Source organism: Rhodococcus sp. 05-2255-3B1 (assembly GCF_002258545.1).
Taxonomy (GTDB): Bacteria; Actinomycetota; Actinomycetes; order Mycobacteriales; family Mycobacteriaceae; genus Rhodococcoides.
This window is the reverse complement of sequence record NZ_NOZC01000004.1, coordinates 323385-337161: the sequence shown is the minus strand read 5'-3', so window position 1 is coordinate 337161 and position 13777 is coordinate 323385. Positions and strand designations below refer to the sequence as shown.

The 13777-nt window shown below is 64.3% G+C and carries 16 protein-coding genes and 4 tRNA genes; 17 read left to right on the top strand and 3 right to left on the bottom strand.

Annotated features, from left to right (window positions below; translation table 11 throughout):
- The first annotated feature begins 1 nt into the window (after position 1).
- From phnC to htpX, 6 genes are all read left to right on the top strand, one after another.
- Complete coding sequence (phnC, locus tag CH249_RS03775; protein ID WP_045198993.1) at positions 2-790, top strand: phosphonate ABC transporter ATP-binding protein; 789 nt, start codon at positions 2-4, stop codon at positions 788-790.
- Positions 787-1581 (top strand): phosphonate ABC transporter, permease protein PhnE, encoded by a 795-nt coding sequence (gene phnE / locus CH249_RS03770; protein ID WP_045198995.1) that lies wholly within the window; start codon positions 787-789, stop codon positions 1579-1581. The genes phnC and phnE (CH249_RS03770) overlap by 4 nt, the downstream gene beginning before the upstream one ends.
- On the top strand, positions 1578-2414 hold the full coding sequence (phnE, locus tag CH249_RS03765; RefSeq protein WP_045198997.1) for a phosphonate ABC transporter, permease protein PhnE: 837 nt from the start codon (positions 1578-1580) through the stop codon (positions 2412-2414). The genes phnE (CH249_RS03770) and phnE (CH249_RS03765) overlap by 4 nt, the downstream gene beginning before the upstream one ends.
- 7 nt (positions 2415-2421) lie before the next feature.
- Positions 2422-3279, top strand: a complete 858-nt coding sequence (locus CH249_RS03760; protein WP_045198998.1) for a MurR/RpiR family transcriptional regulator — start codon at positions 2422-2424, stop codon at positions 3277-3279.
- A 126-nt stretch (positions 3280-3405) separates the two neighbouring features.
- Complete coding sequence (locus tag CH249_RS03755; RefSeq protein ID WP_032393941.1) at positions 3406-4425, top strand: polyprenyl synthetase family protein; 1020 nt, start codon at positions 3406-3408, stop codon at positions 4423-4425.
- 73 nt (positions 4426-4498) lie between these two features.
- A complete protein-coding gene (htpX, locus tag CH249_RS03750; protein WP_045199000.1) occupies positions 4499-5368 on the top strand; it encodes a zinc metalloprotease HtpX in 870 nt (289 codons plus the stop codon).
- A gap of 79 nt (positions 5369-5447) precedes the next feature.
- Here htpX and CH249_RS03745 read toward each other — a convergent pair whose 3' ends face one another.
- Positions 5448-5948, bottom strand: a complete 501-nt coding sequence (locus CH249_RS03745) for a YajQ family cyclic di-GMP-binding protein (RefSeq protein ID WP_045199002.1) — start codon at positions 5946-5948, stop codon at positions 5448-5450.
- A 174-nt stretch (positions 5949-6122) separates the two neighbouring features.
- Here CH249_RS03745 and CH249_RS03740 point away from each other — a divergent pair.
- From CH249_RS03740 to rplA, 11 genes are all read left to right on the top strand, one after another.
- Positions 6123-6205: transfer RNA gene (locus CH249_RS03740), tRNA-Tyr, on the top strand.
- A 149-nt stretch (positions 6206-6354) separates the two neighbouring features.
- A tRNA-Thr gene (locus CH249_RS03735) sits at positions 6355-6427 on the top strand.
- Positions 6428-6489: 62 nt separating this feature from the next.
- Positions 6490-6562 (top strand) — tRNA-Met (locus CH249_RS03730).
- A gap of 81 nt (positions 6563-6643) precedes the next feature.
- Positions 6644-6811: a 50S ribosomal protein L33 gene (rpmG, locus tag CH249_RS03725; RefSeq protein WP_027498281.1), complete on the top strand. Its 168-nt coding sequence runs from the start codon at positions 6644-6646 to the stop codon at positions 6809-6811.
- A gap of 141 nt (positions 6812-6952) precedes the next feature.
- The gene (hadA, locus tag CH249_RS03720) at positions 6953-7465 is read left to right on the top strand and encodes a (3R)-hydroxyacyl-ACP dehydratase subunit HadA (RefSeq protein ID WP_094682203.1); all 513 of its coding nucleotides are present in this window, start codon (positions 6953-6955) and stop codon (positions 7463-7465) included.
- Entirely contained in the window at positions 7452-7877 is a 426-nt protein-coding gene (hadB, locus tag CH249_RS03715; RefSeq protein WP_032393945.1) for a (3R)-hydroxyacyl-ACP dehydratase subunit HadB, read from the top strand. The genes hadA and hadB overlap by 14 nt, the downstream gene beginning before the upstream one ends.
- A gap of 185 nt (positions 7878-8062) precedes the next feature.
- Positions 8063-8135, top strand: a tRNA-Trp gene (locus CH249_RS03710).
- A 30-nt stretch (positions 8136-8165) separates the two neighbouring features.
- Positions 8166-8642 (top strand): preprotein translocase subunit SecE, encoded by a 477-nt coding sequence (gene secE, locus CH249_RS03705; protein WP_045201020.1) that lies wholly within the window; start codon positions 8166-8168, stop codon positions 8640-8642.
- Between the two features lie 65 nt (positions 8643-8707).
- Positions 8708-9532 (top strand): transcription termination/antitermination protein NusG, encoded by an 825-nt coding sequence (nusG, locus tag CH249_RS03700; protein WP_045199006.1) that lies wholly within the window; start codon positions 8708-8710, stop codon positions 9530-9532.
- Between the two features lie 64 nt (positions 9533-9596).
- Positions 9597-10031 carry a 50S ribosomal protein L11 gene (gene rplK / locus CH249_RS03695; protein WP_008713829.1) on the top strand — a complete coding sequence of 145 codons (435 nt, stop codon included), beginning with the start codon at positions 9597-9599 and terminating at the stop codon, positions 10029-10031.
- A gap of 81 nt (positions 10032-10112) precedes the next feature.
- On the top strand, positions 10113-10832 hold the full coding sequence (rplA, locus tag CH249_RS03690; protein WP_027498276.1) for a 50S ribosomal protein L1: 720 nt from the start codon (positions 10113-10115) through the stop codon (positions 10830-10832).
- A gap of 77 nt (positions 10833-10909) precedes the next feature.
- Here the strand turns inward: rplA and CH249_RS03685 are convergent, their stop codons facing one another.
- Both CH249_RS03685 and CH249_RS03680 read right to left on the bottom strand, forming a co-directional pair.
- On the bottom strand, positions 10910-11815 hold the full coding sequence (locus CH249_RS03685; protein ID WP_045199008.1) for an alpha/beta fold hydrolase: 906 nt from the start codon (positions 11813-11815) through the stop codon (positions 10910-10912).
- A gap of 10 nt (positions 11816-11825) precedes the next feature.
- A complete protein-coding gene (locus CH249_RS03680; protein WP_045199010.1) occupies positions 11826-13772 on the bottom strand; it encodes a CocE/NonD family hydrolase in 1947 nt (648 codons plus the stop codon).
- Positions 13773-13777 lie beyond the last annotated feature (5 nt).

Genomic DNA, 13777 nt, shown 5'->3' with positions numbered 1-13777 from the left:
AATGAGCGGCGACGGCATCGCATTCGACAACGTCTCGGTTACCTACGCGGGCGGCCACACCGCGCTCGACGGAGTGACTCTCGATATTCCGGCGGGTCAGATGGTTGCCGTCGTCGGCTTGTCCGGGGCAGGAAAGTCCACGTTGATCCGCACCATCAACGGCCTCGTGCCGGTCACCTCCGGCACCGTGACCGTCGGTGATCGCGCCGTGAACAATCTGAGCAGCAAAGGGTTACGCGATCTGCGCGGAGACGTCGGAATGATCTTCCAGGGCTTCAACCTCGCCAAGCGCACCAGCGTGCTGAACAACGTGATGATGGGCCGGCTGCACAGCTCGCCGATGTGGCGAACCCTGCTCGGTGCCTGGTCCGCGGAAGACACCGAACTGGGCATGCAGGCGCTCGAGCGAGTCGAGATAGTCGGCAAGGCCTACGCGAAGGCGTCGTCCCTCTCCGGCGGTCAGCAGCAACGGGTCGCCATCGCCCGGGCACTGGCACAACAACCGCGAGTGATCCTCGCGGACGAACCGGTGGCCTCGCTCGATCCGCCGACGTCGCACGTCGTCATGCGAGACCTGCAGCGCATCAACGCAGAACTCGGCATCACCGTGGTGGTCAACCTGCACTTCCTCGATCTCGCCCGCCGCTACGGCGACCGGCTGATCGGGTTGCGCGACGGCAAGGTGGTGTTCGACGGCCATGGCCGCGACGCCGACGAATCGGTGTTCGAGAGCATCTACGGCCGCTCGCTGACCGCCGAGGACGTGCTGGAAGCCAAGGCAGAGCTGTGAGCGCTTCTGTTTCCACTCGGCCGGTGAAGCCGCGTTCGGCATGGAAAACCGTTGTGACACTTGCCGTCATCGGACTGATCACCGTCTGGGCGGGCGTCGGTGTCGGTGCCGACCTGGGTGACATCATCGACAACTGGGGCAACGCCACCGGCAAGCTGATCCAGTTGATGCAGCCGGACTACTGGTTCTTCCCCGAGACCGTCGACGCCATCCTCGAGACCCTGCAGATGGCCGTCATCGCGACCGCCATCGGTGCCGCGATCTCCTTTCCGCTCAGCTTCGCGGCCTCACGCGTGACCAACCCGAATCGGCCGCTCCTGACGGTCGTGCGCGGAATCATGAATGTCGTTCGCGCCGTACCTGATCTGTTGTACGCAGCGGTGTTGGTCGCGGTGGTCGGGACGGGAGCGCTGTCGGGAATTCTGGCGCTGATCGTGTTCAACGTCGGCATCATCGTCAAGCTCGTCTCCGAGGCACTCGACTCCGTCGATCGCGGTCCGCAGGAAGCGGCCCTCGCTGCCGGAGGCACCTGGATTGCGGCCGATCGCAGTGCTGTTGCGCCGCAGATCTTTCCGGCGTTCGTCTCGCAGAGTCTCTACACGTTGGAGCTGAACGTCCGAGCCTCGGCGGTCATCGGACTCGTCGGCGCAGGTGGCCTCGGCATGCTCATCGACAACGTCCGCACCTTCTACAAGTATCACCAGCTCAGCCTCATCATCCTCGAGATTCTCGTCATCGTCCTGGCGCTGGAACTGATCTCGTCCTGGGCCCGTCGAAAGTTGGTCGGATGAGCGTCATCGACCGCACCACCCGTGCCACTCCGGCCCGGCCGCGCAAACCACGCAACCCCCTGCGCACCGCCGTGTGGGTAGGCATCCTCGCCGTGTTCGCACTGTCGTTGTACGGCATCGAGATTCGCTGGGACAGATTGCTCGACCTGCCACAGAACCTGGTGCGCTACGCCGGCCTGATGTTCGCGCCACCGGACGTGTCCGCACTCGGCAAGGCCGTCTCGGCCACCATCGAATCGGTGCAGATGGCCTGGTTCGGAACGGTGCTCGGCATCGTCGTGTCGTTTCCGCTGAGCTTCCTCGCAGCCGCGAACATCGGGCCGCTCTGGCTGCGATGGCCGCTGCGCATCGTGTTCGCCGTCATTCGTGCAGTCCCCGAGGTCGTCATTGCCATCCTCATTCTGTCCGTCACCGGGCTGACCGCGTTCACCGGCGCACTCGCGATCGCCATCGGCTCGGTCGGCACTCTCGGCAAGTGGGGCTACGAGGCCATCGAAGGCGCGGAGAAAGGTCCGATCGAAGCGGCCCGAGCGGCAGGCGGCTCGACGGCCCAGATCGTGCGGTGGGGACTGTGGACCGACGTCGCACCCGAGGTGTTCGCCTTCTGGCTCTATCGCTTCGAGATCAACGTCCGCGCATCGGCCATCCTCGGTCTGATCGGTGCAGGCGGCATCGGCAGCATGTTGGTGGACAACGTGCAGTACCGCCAGTGGGGCGCGGTCGGCATGCTGCTGATCGTCGTCGTGGTCATCACCGTGCTCATCGACCAGGTCTCCGGTCAGGTGCGTCGACGCATCATCGACGGGAGCTGGGGATGGCAGAGAAAAGTATGAGCAAGATATGAGCATGGATCTCGCGCCCGGTGGAGTCGTGCCGCACATCCGATCGATCATTCCGTCGTTGCTGCCGGCCGAGCGGGCCGTCGCCGAGGTGTTTCTCCGACGTCCCGCCGACATCGTCGAGATGTCCTCGCAGCAGGTCGCCGACGCGGCCGGGGCGTCACGGGCGTCGGTGGTGCGTACCTGTCAGAGTCTCGGCTTCGGTGGTTATCAGCAGCTGCGAGTCTTGCTCGCGCGCGATGCGGCCCGGGCGTTGCCCGCGCAGGAGCGGTCGGCGGACGGTCCGTTCGCGATCGTGACGGAGACCTTCGCCCATGTCGGAGATTCCATCGCGGCGATGACGGCACTGTTGACCACCGAGGATGTCACTCGCGCGGTGGCTGCGCTCGCCGGTGCCGAGTCCGTCGTGGTCATCGGCAACGGACTCTCGGCCGCGTTGGCCGCCGATACCGATGCCAGGATGCGTTCGGTCGGCCTGCGCTCGCACGCACCGACCGACTCGATCGCGCAGCAGGTCGCCGTCCGGCTTCTCACCGATCGCGATGTGGCCCTGATCATCAGCGGATCGGGTGCCACGAGTGCATCGACCAAGGCCGCTCAGGCCGCTCGGGATCGGGGAGCCACCGTGGTCTCGGTGACGTCCTTTGCTCGCTCGACCCTGGCGGCCGCGTCGGACATCGCACTGGTGGTGGGCATGCGCGACCTCAGCTTCCAGCGCGAACTCGCCGTCACCAGCCGGATTCCGCACGTGATCCTGCTCGAAGGTCTGATGGCCGCTCTGACGGACGCCTTGGGTGACAGAGCGTCGGCAGCGATGGCCGCGACGCTGGAAGTCATCTCCGGCAACCTCGGTGAGTGAAGCGTCACCTGTGGTCGGTGACACCGTCGCACCGGTGTGCACGCTAGGTTCACTACGGTAGAAGGCGAGCAGCGGCGCTGAAGTCGCTGCTGCCGGCATGTCGACGACAGGACAGGGACCAACATCGTGAGTACAGACGACGCTGCCGTAGCAACGGTCGTTGCCGGAGTCGACCTGGGTGACCCGGAGCTCGCGCGATCCGTCGCCGACGGCCTCGCACGCGTCGAAGAGCTGATGATCAGTGAGCTCTCCGACGGTGAGGAGTTTCTCACCGAGGCTGCGTTGCACCTGGCCAAGGCCGGCGGAAAACGATTCCGGCCCCTGTTCACCGTGCTCACCGGCCAGCTGGGACCGTCGCCGACCGATCCGGCGATCGTCACCGCGGCCACGGTTGTCGAACTGGTCCACCTGGCGACGCTCTATCACGACGACGTCATGGACGAGGCGTCGATGCGTCGAGGTGCCGAGAGCGCGAACTCACGCTGGGGTAACAGTGTGGCGATCCTCGCGGGCGACTACCTGTTCGCGCACGCGTCTCGTCTGGTGTCCACCCTTGGACCCGACGCCGTGCGCATCATCGCCGAGACCTTCGCAGAACTCGTCACCGGTCAGATGCGCGAGACCATCGGAGCCAAGAGCACCGACGATCCCGTCGCGCACTATCTGAAGGTCGTGTGGGAGAAGACCGGTTCGCTCATCGCATCGTGTGGACGCTTCGGCGGAACCTTCAGCGGCGGCGATGCCGAGCACGTGGGACGACTCGAGCGCCTGGGCGACGCGGTCGGTACCGCCTTCCAGATCTCCGACGACATCATCGACATCTCCTCGGCCACCGAGCAGTCCGGCAAGACTCCCGGCACCGACCTGCGGGAGGGCGTACACACTCTGCCGGTGCTCTTCGCGCTGCGCGAGGACGGTGCCGACGGCGATCGACTGCGCGAGATCCTCGCCGGTCCGGTCACCGAGGACGCTCTGGTCACCGAGGCTCTCGAGCTGCTGCAGCGGTCACCGGGAATGATCTCGGCCAAGAGGACACTCGGCGAATACGCCGCTCGGGCACACGCAGAACTCGCACTGCTGCCGCAGGGACCGGCCAACGATGCGCTCGGCCGGTTGGTGGATTACACCGTCGAACGCGTGGGCTGACGACCGGGAACTGCCGGTCGGGGTGTTTTCGTTGATCGGGTAGTAGCACCCGGTACGAGGAGGCACTTCGGACATGAACGGTTACGCGAACGGCGCAAAGACATTCGGCCTGCTGGTCGGGATGTCGGCGCTCATCGTCTTCATCGGCTCGCTGTTCGGTAACGCGACCATTCTGATCGGCTCGATCGTCCTGGCGGTTGGCGTCAACGGTTACGCGTACTTCAACAGCGCGAAGATGGCCCTGCGATCGATGCACGCGGTGCCGGTGAGCGAACTCGAGCAACCGGCGATGTATCGGATCGTGCGGGAGTTGGCGACGACGGCTCATCAGCCGATGCCTGCGCTGTACGTCAGCCCCACCAACAACCCCAACGCGTTCGCCACCGGACGCAATCCGCGCAACGCCGCGGTGTGCTGCACCGAGGGCATCCTGCGCATTCTCGACGAGCGCGAACTACGAGCGGTGCTCGGTCACGAGCTCTCGCACGTCTACAACCGCGACATTCTGATCTCGTCGGTTGCCGGGGCGATGGCTGCCGTCATTTCGGGCCTGGCCAACCTGGCCTTCTTCGCCAACGTATTCGGCGGACGCGGCAACGGAGGCGCGAACCCGATCGCGCTGCTGCTGGTGTCGATGCTGGGGCCCATTGCGGCCACCCTGGTACGGCTGGCGGTCTCTCGTTCGCGTGAGTATCAGGCAGATCAGTCGGGGGCCGAGCTGACCGGAGATCCGCTGGCGCTGGCCTCGGCGCTCCGCAAACTCGAGCGGGGCGTGCAGTTGGCACCGTTGCCGCCCGAGCCACGATTGGCAGCCGAGTCGCATCTGATGATCGCCAATCCGTTCCGCATCGGCGACAAGGCGGGTCGACTGTTCGCCACCCACCCGCCGATGGCCGACCGCATCGAGCGACTCGAGCGGATGGCAGGCCACCGGCCGTACTGACGGAGCCTGCGGGAACGACCCATGTGAGCAGAAATTCGTAGCGTGCTACGAATTTCCGCTCACGTGCGGCGAAGCCGCTCTAGCGGTAGTTGACGAACTGCAGTGCGATTCCGAAGTCCTCGTTCTTGAGCAGCTGCTGGATGGCTTGCAGGTCGTCGCGCTTCTTGCTGCTCACGCGCAGTTCGTCGCCCTGGATCTGGGCCTTGACGCCCTTGGGGCCGTCGTCGCGGATCTTCTTGGTGATCTTCTTGGCGTTCTCGGTGGTGATGCCCTGCACGAGCTTGCCGGTGACCTTGTAGACCTTGCCGGACGCGGCCGGATCGTTGGCTTCGAACGCCTTGAGGGAGACATCGCGTCGGATGAGCTTCTCCTTGAACACGTCGAGGGCGGCCTTGACCTTCTCCTCGGATTCGGAGGTGATCACGATGGTCTCGGACTCGCCGCTGCCGGACCATTCGATGCTGGTGTCCGATCCTCGGAAGTCGAAGCGGGTCGCCAGCTCCTTCGCGGCCTGTCCGAGAGCGTTGTCCACTTCCTGTCGGTCGACCTTGCTCACTACGTCGAAGGACGAATCAGCCACTTCTCACACTCTCCAGTCGAATCGAAATGTTGTTTGGCGGTGGTGTCGGTCCACATCCCGCAGGGACTTTATCGGCCCGCTACCGACCGTATCCACCCGGTTTGCGTTCCGGGGGGACGTTCGTTGTATTCTTCTCACCGCGCCGAAGAGCAGTACGGGCTTCGATCGCATCACGGCAGATTGCCCGAGCGGCCAATGGGAGCGGACTGTAAATCCGTCGGCTTATGCCTACGTAGGTTCGAATCCTACATCTGCCACACCTGGAACCCCGGCGAGGATTTTCCTCGCTGGGGTTTCCATGTGAAGAGGGACATGTTGGGCTCGCTGACCACGCAATTTGGTACTGGGCGCTCCGAATGTGTAACCTCTTGAAGGCTTCAGCGCACGGCAACATGCGTAGTTGCTCGCCCCCTTAGCTCAGTCGGTAGAGCGTTTCCATGGTAAGGAAAAGGTCAACGGTTCGATTCCGTTAGGGGGCTCGCTGGATTGGATGGCTCGACGTCGCGTTCCCCGCGTGGGATGGTGGACGGTGAGCACCTGAGGCGGTGTAGCTCAGTTGGTAGAGCAAACGACTCATAATCGTTGCGTCGCCGGTTCAAGTCCGGTCACCGCTACACAGTAGGCAAGCACGACCCGTAGCACTCATGAACAGTCCTGATTGACCCTGATCAGATTTACCCGAAAGTAGGCGTCCAGTGGCCTCCTCCACCGATGTGCGGCCCAAGATCACCTTGGCCTGCGAGGTTTGCAAGCACCGCAACTACATCACGAAGAAGAACCGTCGGAACGATCCCGACCGCATCGAGCTGAAGAAGTTCTGCTCCAACTGCGGCACGCATCGGGCTCACCGCGAATCTCGCTAGTTCCGCTCGGCTCGCTGGTTCGCAGATCCGTTCACCAGTCGGCGCCCGGCGTTAGGACACACTTCTCCCCCTAACGGCTCTTGCGTCCAGGGTAGAAAAGGTTGTCTTTCCGTGTCACAAGCTCAGCACGACGTCCCGGCCATGGATGCGTCCGCTCACGCGGCGTCCATGGTCGGTTCTCATTTCCGCGTCGACGACTTCTACGAGGTCGGCCGCGAGAAGGTTCGTGAGTATGCGCGTGCCGTCCAGGATTTTCATCCCGCGCATCACGACGAGGACGCAGCGAAGGGCCTCGGCTACTACGGTCTCATCGCGCCCTTGACCTTCGTGTCGCTGCTCGGAATCATGTCGCAGACCCGGATGTTGCAAGAGGTCATCACGGGATACGACCCGAGTCAGATTCTGCAGACCGATCAGAGGCTGGAATTCCATCGCCCGCTCCAGGTGGGCGATCGAATCTTCTGCGACGTGTATCTCGAGTCGTTCCGGCAGATGAGCGGCAGCGACATCATGACCACCAAGAACATCATCACCGATCAGAACGGCGATCTCGTTCAGACGACCTGGACGACCATCGTGGCGCGTACCGGCGGTGAGATCGACGAGAACATCGCCCATGCGGTGAAGGAAGTGATCAGGCATGGCGCTTCGTAACTTCGACGACGTGTCGGTCGGCGACGAGCTTCCCGAGCGCGTCGTTTCGCTCACCCGCGGTGACCTGGTGAACTATGCGGGCGTGTCCGGCGATCCCAACCCGATCCACTGGAGCGACGAAGTCGTCGAATTGGCCGGATTGGACGACGTCATCGCTCACGGGATGTTGACGATGGGTCTCGGTGCCGGTTTCGTCACCTCGTGGCTCGGCGACCCGGGTGCGGTCACCGAGTACAACGTGCGCTTCACCAGTGCGGTGCTCGTCCCGGTCGATTCGCCTGCGTCGGTGGAGTTCACCGGCAAGATCAAGGCAACCGACGCCGAGACGCGAACCGCGACCGTCGCCATCGTCGCCAAGTCCGCCGGCAAGAAGATCTTCGGGCGAGCCACCGCAACGGTGCGCTTGGCCTGAGCACGGGTCGGTCCGGTCGAGCTCGTTCACGGCCGGGACGACGGGATTTATCTGTTCCGAAGGGTGTGCAGTACACTGAGATTTCTGGGTAATTCGGCGCTCTGCGCTGCCCGCGTCCTCTTCCAGAGGTAGTGCGGCAGCGACCGGCCGAATGGACACCAGAGCGGCCGAGAAGTTTCGGCCGAAGGGGCGTAGCTCAATTGGTAGAGCAACGGTCTCCAAAACCGTAGGTTGCAGGTTCAAGTCCTGTCGCCCCTGCCCAAGGTGTCAGCAACTGAGAGGAACGACGTGAGCGAGGAGCGCGGTAAGCGCGACGGTCGATCGGAGGAGTTCGAGAACTCTTCGGCTTCAGACGACGTCGCACCTGGCTCCGAGGGCCGTCCTTCCGATGCTGACACCACTGCCGGTGAATCCGCTGCAGACGCCGTGGTGCCCACCGGCAAGCGATCGACCAGCAGGTCCCGCGGCAGCGCTGCGGGCGTGTCGATGTCCAAGGCTCCGGCCGCGACCACCACGCCGGCGAAGGTCAAGACCGGTAGGACGCGATCGGGCAACGTCAAAGCCGACAAGCGGCCGAACGTGTTTCTGCGTCTGTTGCAGTTCTTCCGTGAGGTCGTCGCCGAGCTTCGCAAGGTCATCTGGCCGAACAAGAAGCAGATGGTCACCTACACCACCGTCGTGCTCGTCTTCCTGACGTTCATGGTCGCGTACATCAGTGGCCTCGACGTGCTCTTCATCCAGGGCGTCGGCTGGCTGTTCGGCTGACCGATCGCAGCTGCGTGACCCATCGACGATCGAACCGAGCAGGAAACTAGAGAAAGGGTGCTGACGTGAGCACGCCGCACAACGACGCCACCGAAGTGGCCGCATTCGACGCCGATGTCGAGGCGACCAAGCAGGGCCTCGAAGCGGAGCAGGCCGCTCAGGACCGCGAGACCGACGAAGCAATCAAGGCCGATGTCGCCGCTGCCGCCGGTGAGGATGTCCCCGCCGAAGACGGCGAGACTGCCGACGCAGATGTGACAGCCGAGCCCGAGGATCCCGTTGCCGAGATGAAGGCGGCTCTGCGCCGCGCTCCCGGTGACTGGTACGTCATCCACTCGTATGCCGGATACGAGAACAAGGTCAAGGCGAACCTCGAGACCCGCGTGCAGAACCTCGACGTCGGTGACTACATCTTCCAGGTGGAAGTTCCCACCGAAGAGGTCACCGAGATCAAGAACGGTCAGCGCAAGCAGGTCAACCGCAAGGTTCTGCCCGGCTACATCCTCGTTCGCATGGAGCTCAACGACGAGTCCTGGGGAGCGGTCCGCAACACCCCGGGCGTCACCGGCTTCGTCGGTGCCACTTCGCGGCCGTCACCGTTGACCATCAACGAGGTCGTCAAGTTCTTGATGCCGCAGGAAGGTGCCAAGAAGGACGCGAAAGCGACCGCAGGCGCAACCGATCAGGGCGGCGACACCACGTCGAAGCCGGCCATCGAGGTCGACTTCGAGGTCGGCGAGTCGGTCACCGTCATGGACGGCCCGTTCGCCACCCTCCCCGCCAGCATCAGCGAGGTCAACGCCGAGCAGCAGAAGCTCAAGGTGCTGGTATCGATCTTCGGCCGTGAGACACCGGTCGAGCTCGGCTTCACGCAGGTCTCCAAGATCTAGTAGCCGAGCACACAGACTTGCAGTAGCAACCGCAAGAAACCCGAGCGAATACAAGGAAAAAGAAATGCCCCCGAAGAAGAAGAAGCTAGCCGGGATCATCAAGCTTCAGATCCAGGCCGGTGCCGCCAACCCGGCACCGCCCGTCGGCCCCGCGCTGGGCCAGCACGGCGTCAACATCATGGAGTTCTGCAAGGCGTACAACGCCGCGACCGAGTCGCAGCGCGGCAACGTCGTGCCGGTCGAGATCTCGGTCTACGAAGACCGCACGTTCGACTTCAAGCTGAAGACTCCCCCCGCTGCCAAGCTGCTGCTCAAGGCCGCAGGCGTGGCGAAGGGTTCCGGCGAGCCGCACAAGACCAAGGTCGCCAAGGTGACCATGGACCAGGTGCGCGAGATCGCCAAGACCAAGCAGGAAGACCTCAACGCCAACGACATCGATCAGGCCGCGAAGATCATCGCCGGCACTGCTCGCTCGATGGGCATCACCGTCGAAGGCTGATTCTCAGCCGTCAAGCAAGACACGTGGGAGAGCCGGCCAGGCTCGTCAACCACACTGAACTCGAACGAAGGACAGTAAGACATGGCAAAGCGCAGCAAGGCCTACCTCGAGCAGGCCGCAAAGATCGACCAGGACAACCTCTACTCGCCTCTCGAAGCCGCGAAGCTGGCCAAGGAGACCGCGTCGAGCAAGTTCGACCCCACCGTCGAGGTCGCAGTGCGTCTCGGCGTCGACCCTCGCAAGGCCGACCAGATGGTGCGCGGCACCGTCAACCTTCCCCACGGCACCGGCAAGACCGCTCGGGTTATTGTTTTCGCCGCTGGTGAGAAGGCTGCAGAGGCCGAGGCAGCAGGAGCCGACGTGGTCGGCGCAGAAGATCTGATCGAGCGCATCCAGGGCGGATTCCTGGACTTCGACGCCGCGATCGCCACCCCGGATCAGATGGCCAAGGTCGGCCGTATCGCCCGTGTCCTCGGACCGCGTGGCCTGATGCCGAACCCGAAGACGGGCACGGTCACCAACGATGTGACCAAGGCCGTCAACGACATCAAGGGCGGCAAGATCAACTTCCGCGTCGACAAGCAGGCCAACCTGCACTTCGTCATCGGCAAGGCCTCGTTCGACGAGACCAAGCTGGTGGAGAACTACGGCGCTGCGCTGGACGAGATCCTGCGTGCGAAGCCGTCGTCGGCCAAGGGTCGTTACGTCAAGAAGGTCACCGTCTCGACCACCACCGGACCCGGCGTCCAGGTCGATCCGAACCGCACGCGCAACCTCCTCGAGGACGACGCGAACGCGTAAATCAGTTCAGCATCATCACGAAGGCCGGCACCGATTCATCGGGTGCCGGCCTTCGTTGCGTGATGAGGTCCGTGGTGCTACGCAGCTCGCGCGAAATTGGCCAGGATGATCCCGGCGATGCGGTCCAGCAGTGCTGCGGGCAGGTCGTGGGCCATGCCGTCGATCAGCGTCAACTCGGCCCCGGGGACGGCACGGGCGATGGCCTTGCCTCCCGACGGTCGCACCAGTTTGTCCGCGGTGCCGTGGATGACCGTGGTGGGTGCGGTGATTTTCTTCGTGTACGGCCGCAGACTGCCGGTGCCGGTGATGGCGGCCATCTGCCGGACTACACCGGACGGGTTGTAGTTCCGCTCGTACATCACCTGTGCGATCTCGAGCTGCTCTTCCGGCGGAGTGCGGTAGCCGGGGGAGCCGATCGCGGCGAGCGTCTTCGCCGAGTGCGCGATGATCTCGTCCTTGGTGGCGTCCTTCCCGACGCCGCCGATGAGCGGCAGCAGCGCGCGTGGGTCGGGTGGCGGTAGAAACGGCTCGTTGGTGCTCGAGAAGAGGATGCCCACAGACTTCGTTCGGTCGGGATAACTTCCGGCGAACACCTGGGTGATCATTCCGCCCATGGAGGCACCGACGACGTGCGCCGAGTCGATGTCGAGATGGTCCAGCACGCCGACGGCGTCGGCCGCCATGTCCGTGATCGTGTACGGCACGTCCGAGGACATCCCGAACTCGTGCCGGATCAGCCGAAGGATCTGGGAACCTCGTACCTTCTGCCCGGTCATCTTGGTGGACAACCCGATATCGCGGTTGTCGATGCGGATCACCCGGTAGCCGGCGTCGACGAGACGGGTGCAGAAGTCCATGGGCCACAACGTCAATTGCGCGGACAGGCCCATGATGAGCAGCACTGCGGGATCGTCGGTCGACCCCATGTCCTCGTATGCGATCTCGACGGAGTTCGTCGGCGCGACACCTTGTTCGATTCTCATGGTCTCGTTCCTACCAGCCTGGCTCACCGAGTACCGGCACCACCAGGTAGCTCGGATCGTCCGGGTCGATGTCGATGTCCTGTCGGCGCAGACGCGTACGCACCAGATCCGGCAGAATCGGGATGAACCGCGGTGTGTCGGTGGCGAATACGCTCACGCGGAGGCGGTGGCCGGATGCGATGACGGCTTCGGTGGTGAGGATGTCGATGTCGAGTTCGATGGGTCTGCCGACGGGCACCGGGAGCAGCGCTGCCTCGGTGAGCGGATGGTACGGGCGGGTGTAATCGCCGTTCGGAGCGAACAGTGAGCGTTCGTCGTCGACGGCACGGCGTGAGGCGAGCAGGGCACCGTTGCTCAGCACGATCGACCGGCCGCTCGGGGAGACGTCGCAGACCATGACGGCCCACATCGCTTCCGGCGCATGGCAGACGACGCGCACATGCAGATTCATGGGGCCGGACAGCACGGTGTCCGACTCGGCAGGCGCGGTGGTGAAGGTGACTGCGCCGCCCTCGGCGAATCGATTGTCGTAGGTGAAGCCGCCGCCCAGGACTGCCGTCACACCGGCGAGAACCTGTGTGGTGTCCCGAGATACGACGGCTCGCAGCGAGGGGCGCACCGTCAGGACATCGGACTCGGCGCTCGGCAGGCCGGTGAGGCTGCCGTCGGCGACGGCGTGGGGCGCGGTGCCCGATGCCGCTGCCGACAGGTAGAGCCGGCGCGGTTGCGCCTGGGGAGCCGGAAAGCGCCCGTGCGCAGTCCAATTGCCGCCCTGCTGACGCAGGGTGACGGGGCCGTAGTTCTCGATTCCGTTGTCGACGTCGCGCAGCCACTTGTCGAACCAAGCGCGTTCGAGTACGTCCAGGCGAGGTGGAAAGCCCGGCTCGCCGAACCCGATTCCCGGGTTGCCGTGGTATCCGTCGCCGACGAGCAGCTGCTTGTATCCGCGTTCGAGAGGGAGGCGGTTGTAGATGTCGGGTGCGGACCCGCCGAAGATGTCGTGCCAGCAGCCGTACAGAAATGTCGGTGCCGCGATGTCTTCGATGACGGCATCGATGGTGTCGTAGTACTCGTTGTCGTAGATTCGCGGGTCTCCGCCCGAGACAAAGCCTTTGGCCAGGTCGAGCAGATTCGTGGCCGGGGATCGAGCGCGATCGCGGAGCCAGGCGAGCGGGTCGATTCCGCCGATCGCAGGTGCCCATTTGAGCCCGTTGACGGCCGCGAGCCACAGCGGAATGAACGCCGAGGTGGCACCTCCGGTGGCGAAGATCTCGCGCACGATGTCCACCGACCCCTCGACCGCGAACACCGCGTCGAGGCCTGCAGGCTGCTTGGCTGCGGCCTGCAGGGCGTTGATGGCGGAGTACGAGATTCCGGCCATCCCGATCCTGCCGTTGCACCACTGCCTGCGTCGGGCCCATTCGATCACCTCGAGCGAGTCGAGCTGTTCCCGGCGGCCGAGCACGTCCCAGGTGCCCGAGGAACTTCCGGTGCCGCGGACGTCGACGATCATCTGCACGTACCCGCTGCGCACGAGATGACGGTTGACCGAGAGCAGGTCGGCCGCCCCGCCCGCTACCACCCGGGTGAGCTCGGTGATGCCGTCGAACCTGGTTCCGGTCAGGTCGAACGCGGACGAGAAAGCTCGGATCGCACGACCCAGAACCGGGGTCTCGAGGATGGTGTCGATGCCCTTGATCAGCAGCTTGTTGTAGGGCGTGAGGTTCAGGACGGTGGGAAACGCGCCCTCCACCGCTCGTCCCGACGCGTCCGCGGGGCGAAAGACGTATGCGCGCAGCACAGTTCCGTCGCTCATCGGAATGCGGACGTTCGCCGCGACCGACACTCTCGGGTAGCGCGGCTCCTCGCGCACGATCGCCGCCCATGCAGCCGCAGCGTCCCCGCCGCTCGGATCGCGTACGGGTTGCAGGAGGGGGTGTGGCTCTACGGCAGTCATGAAGA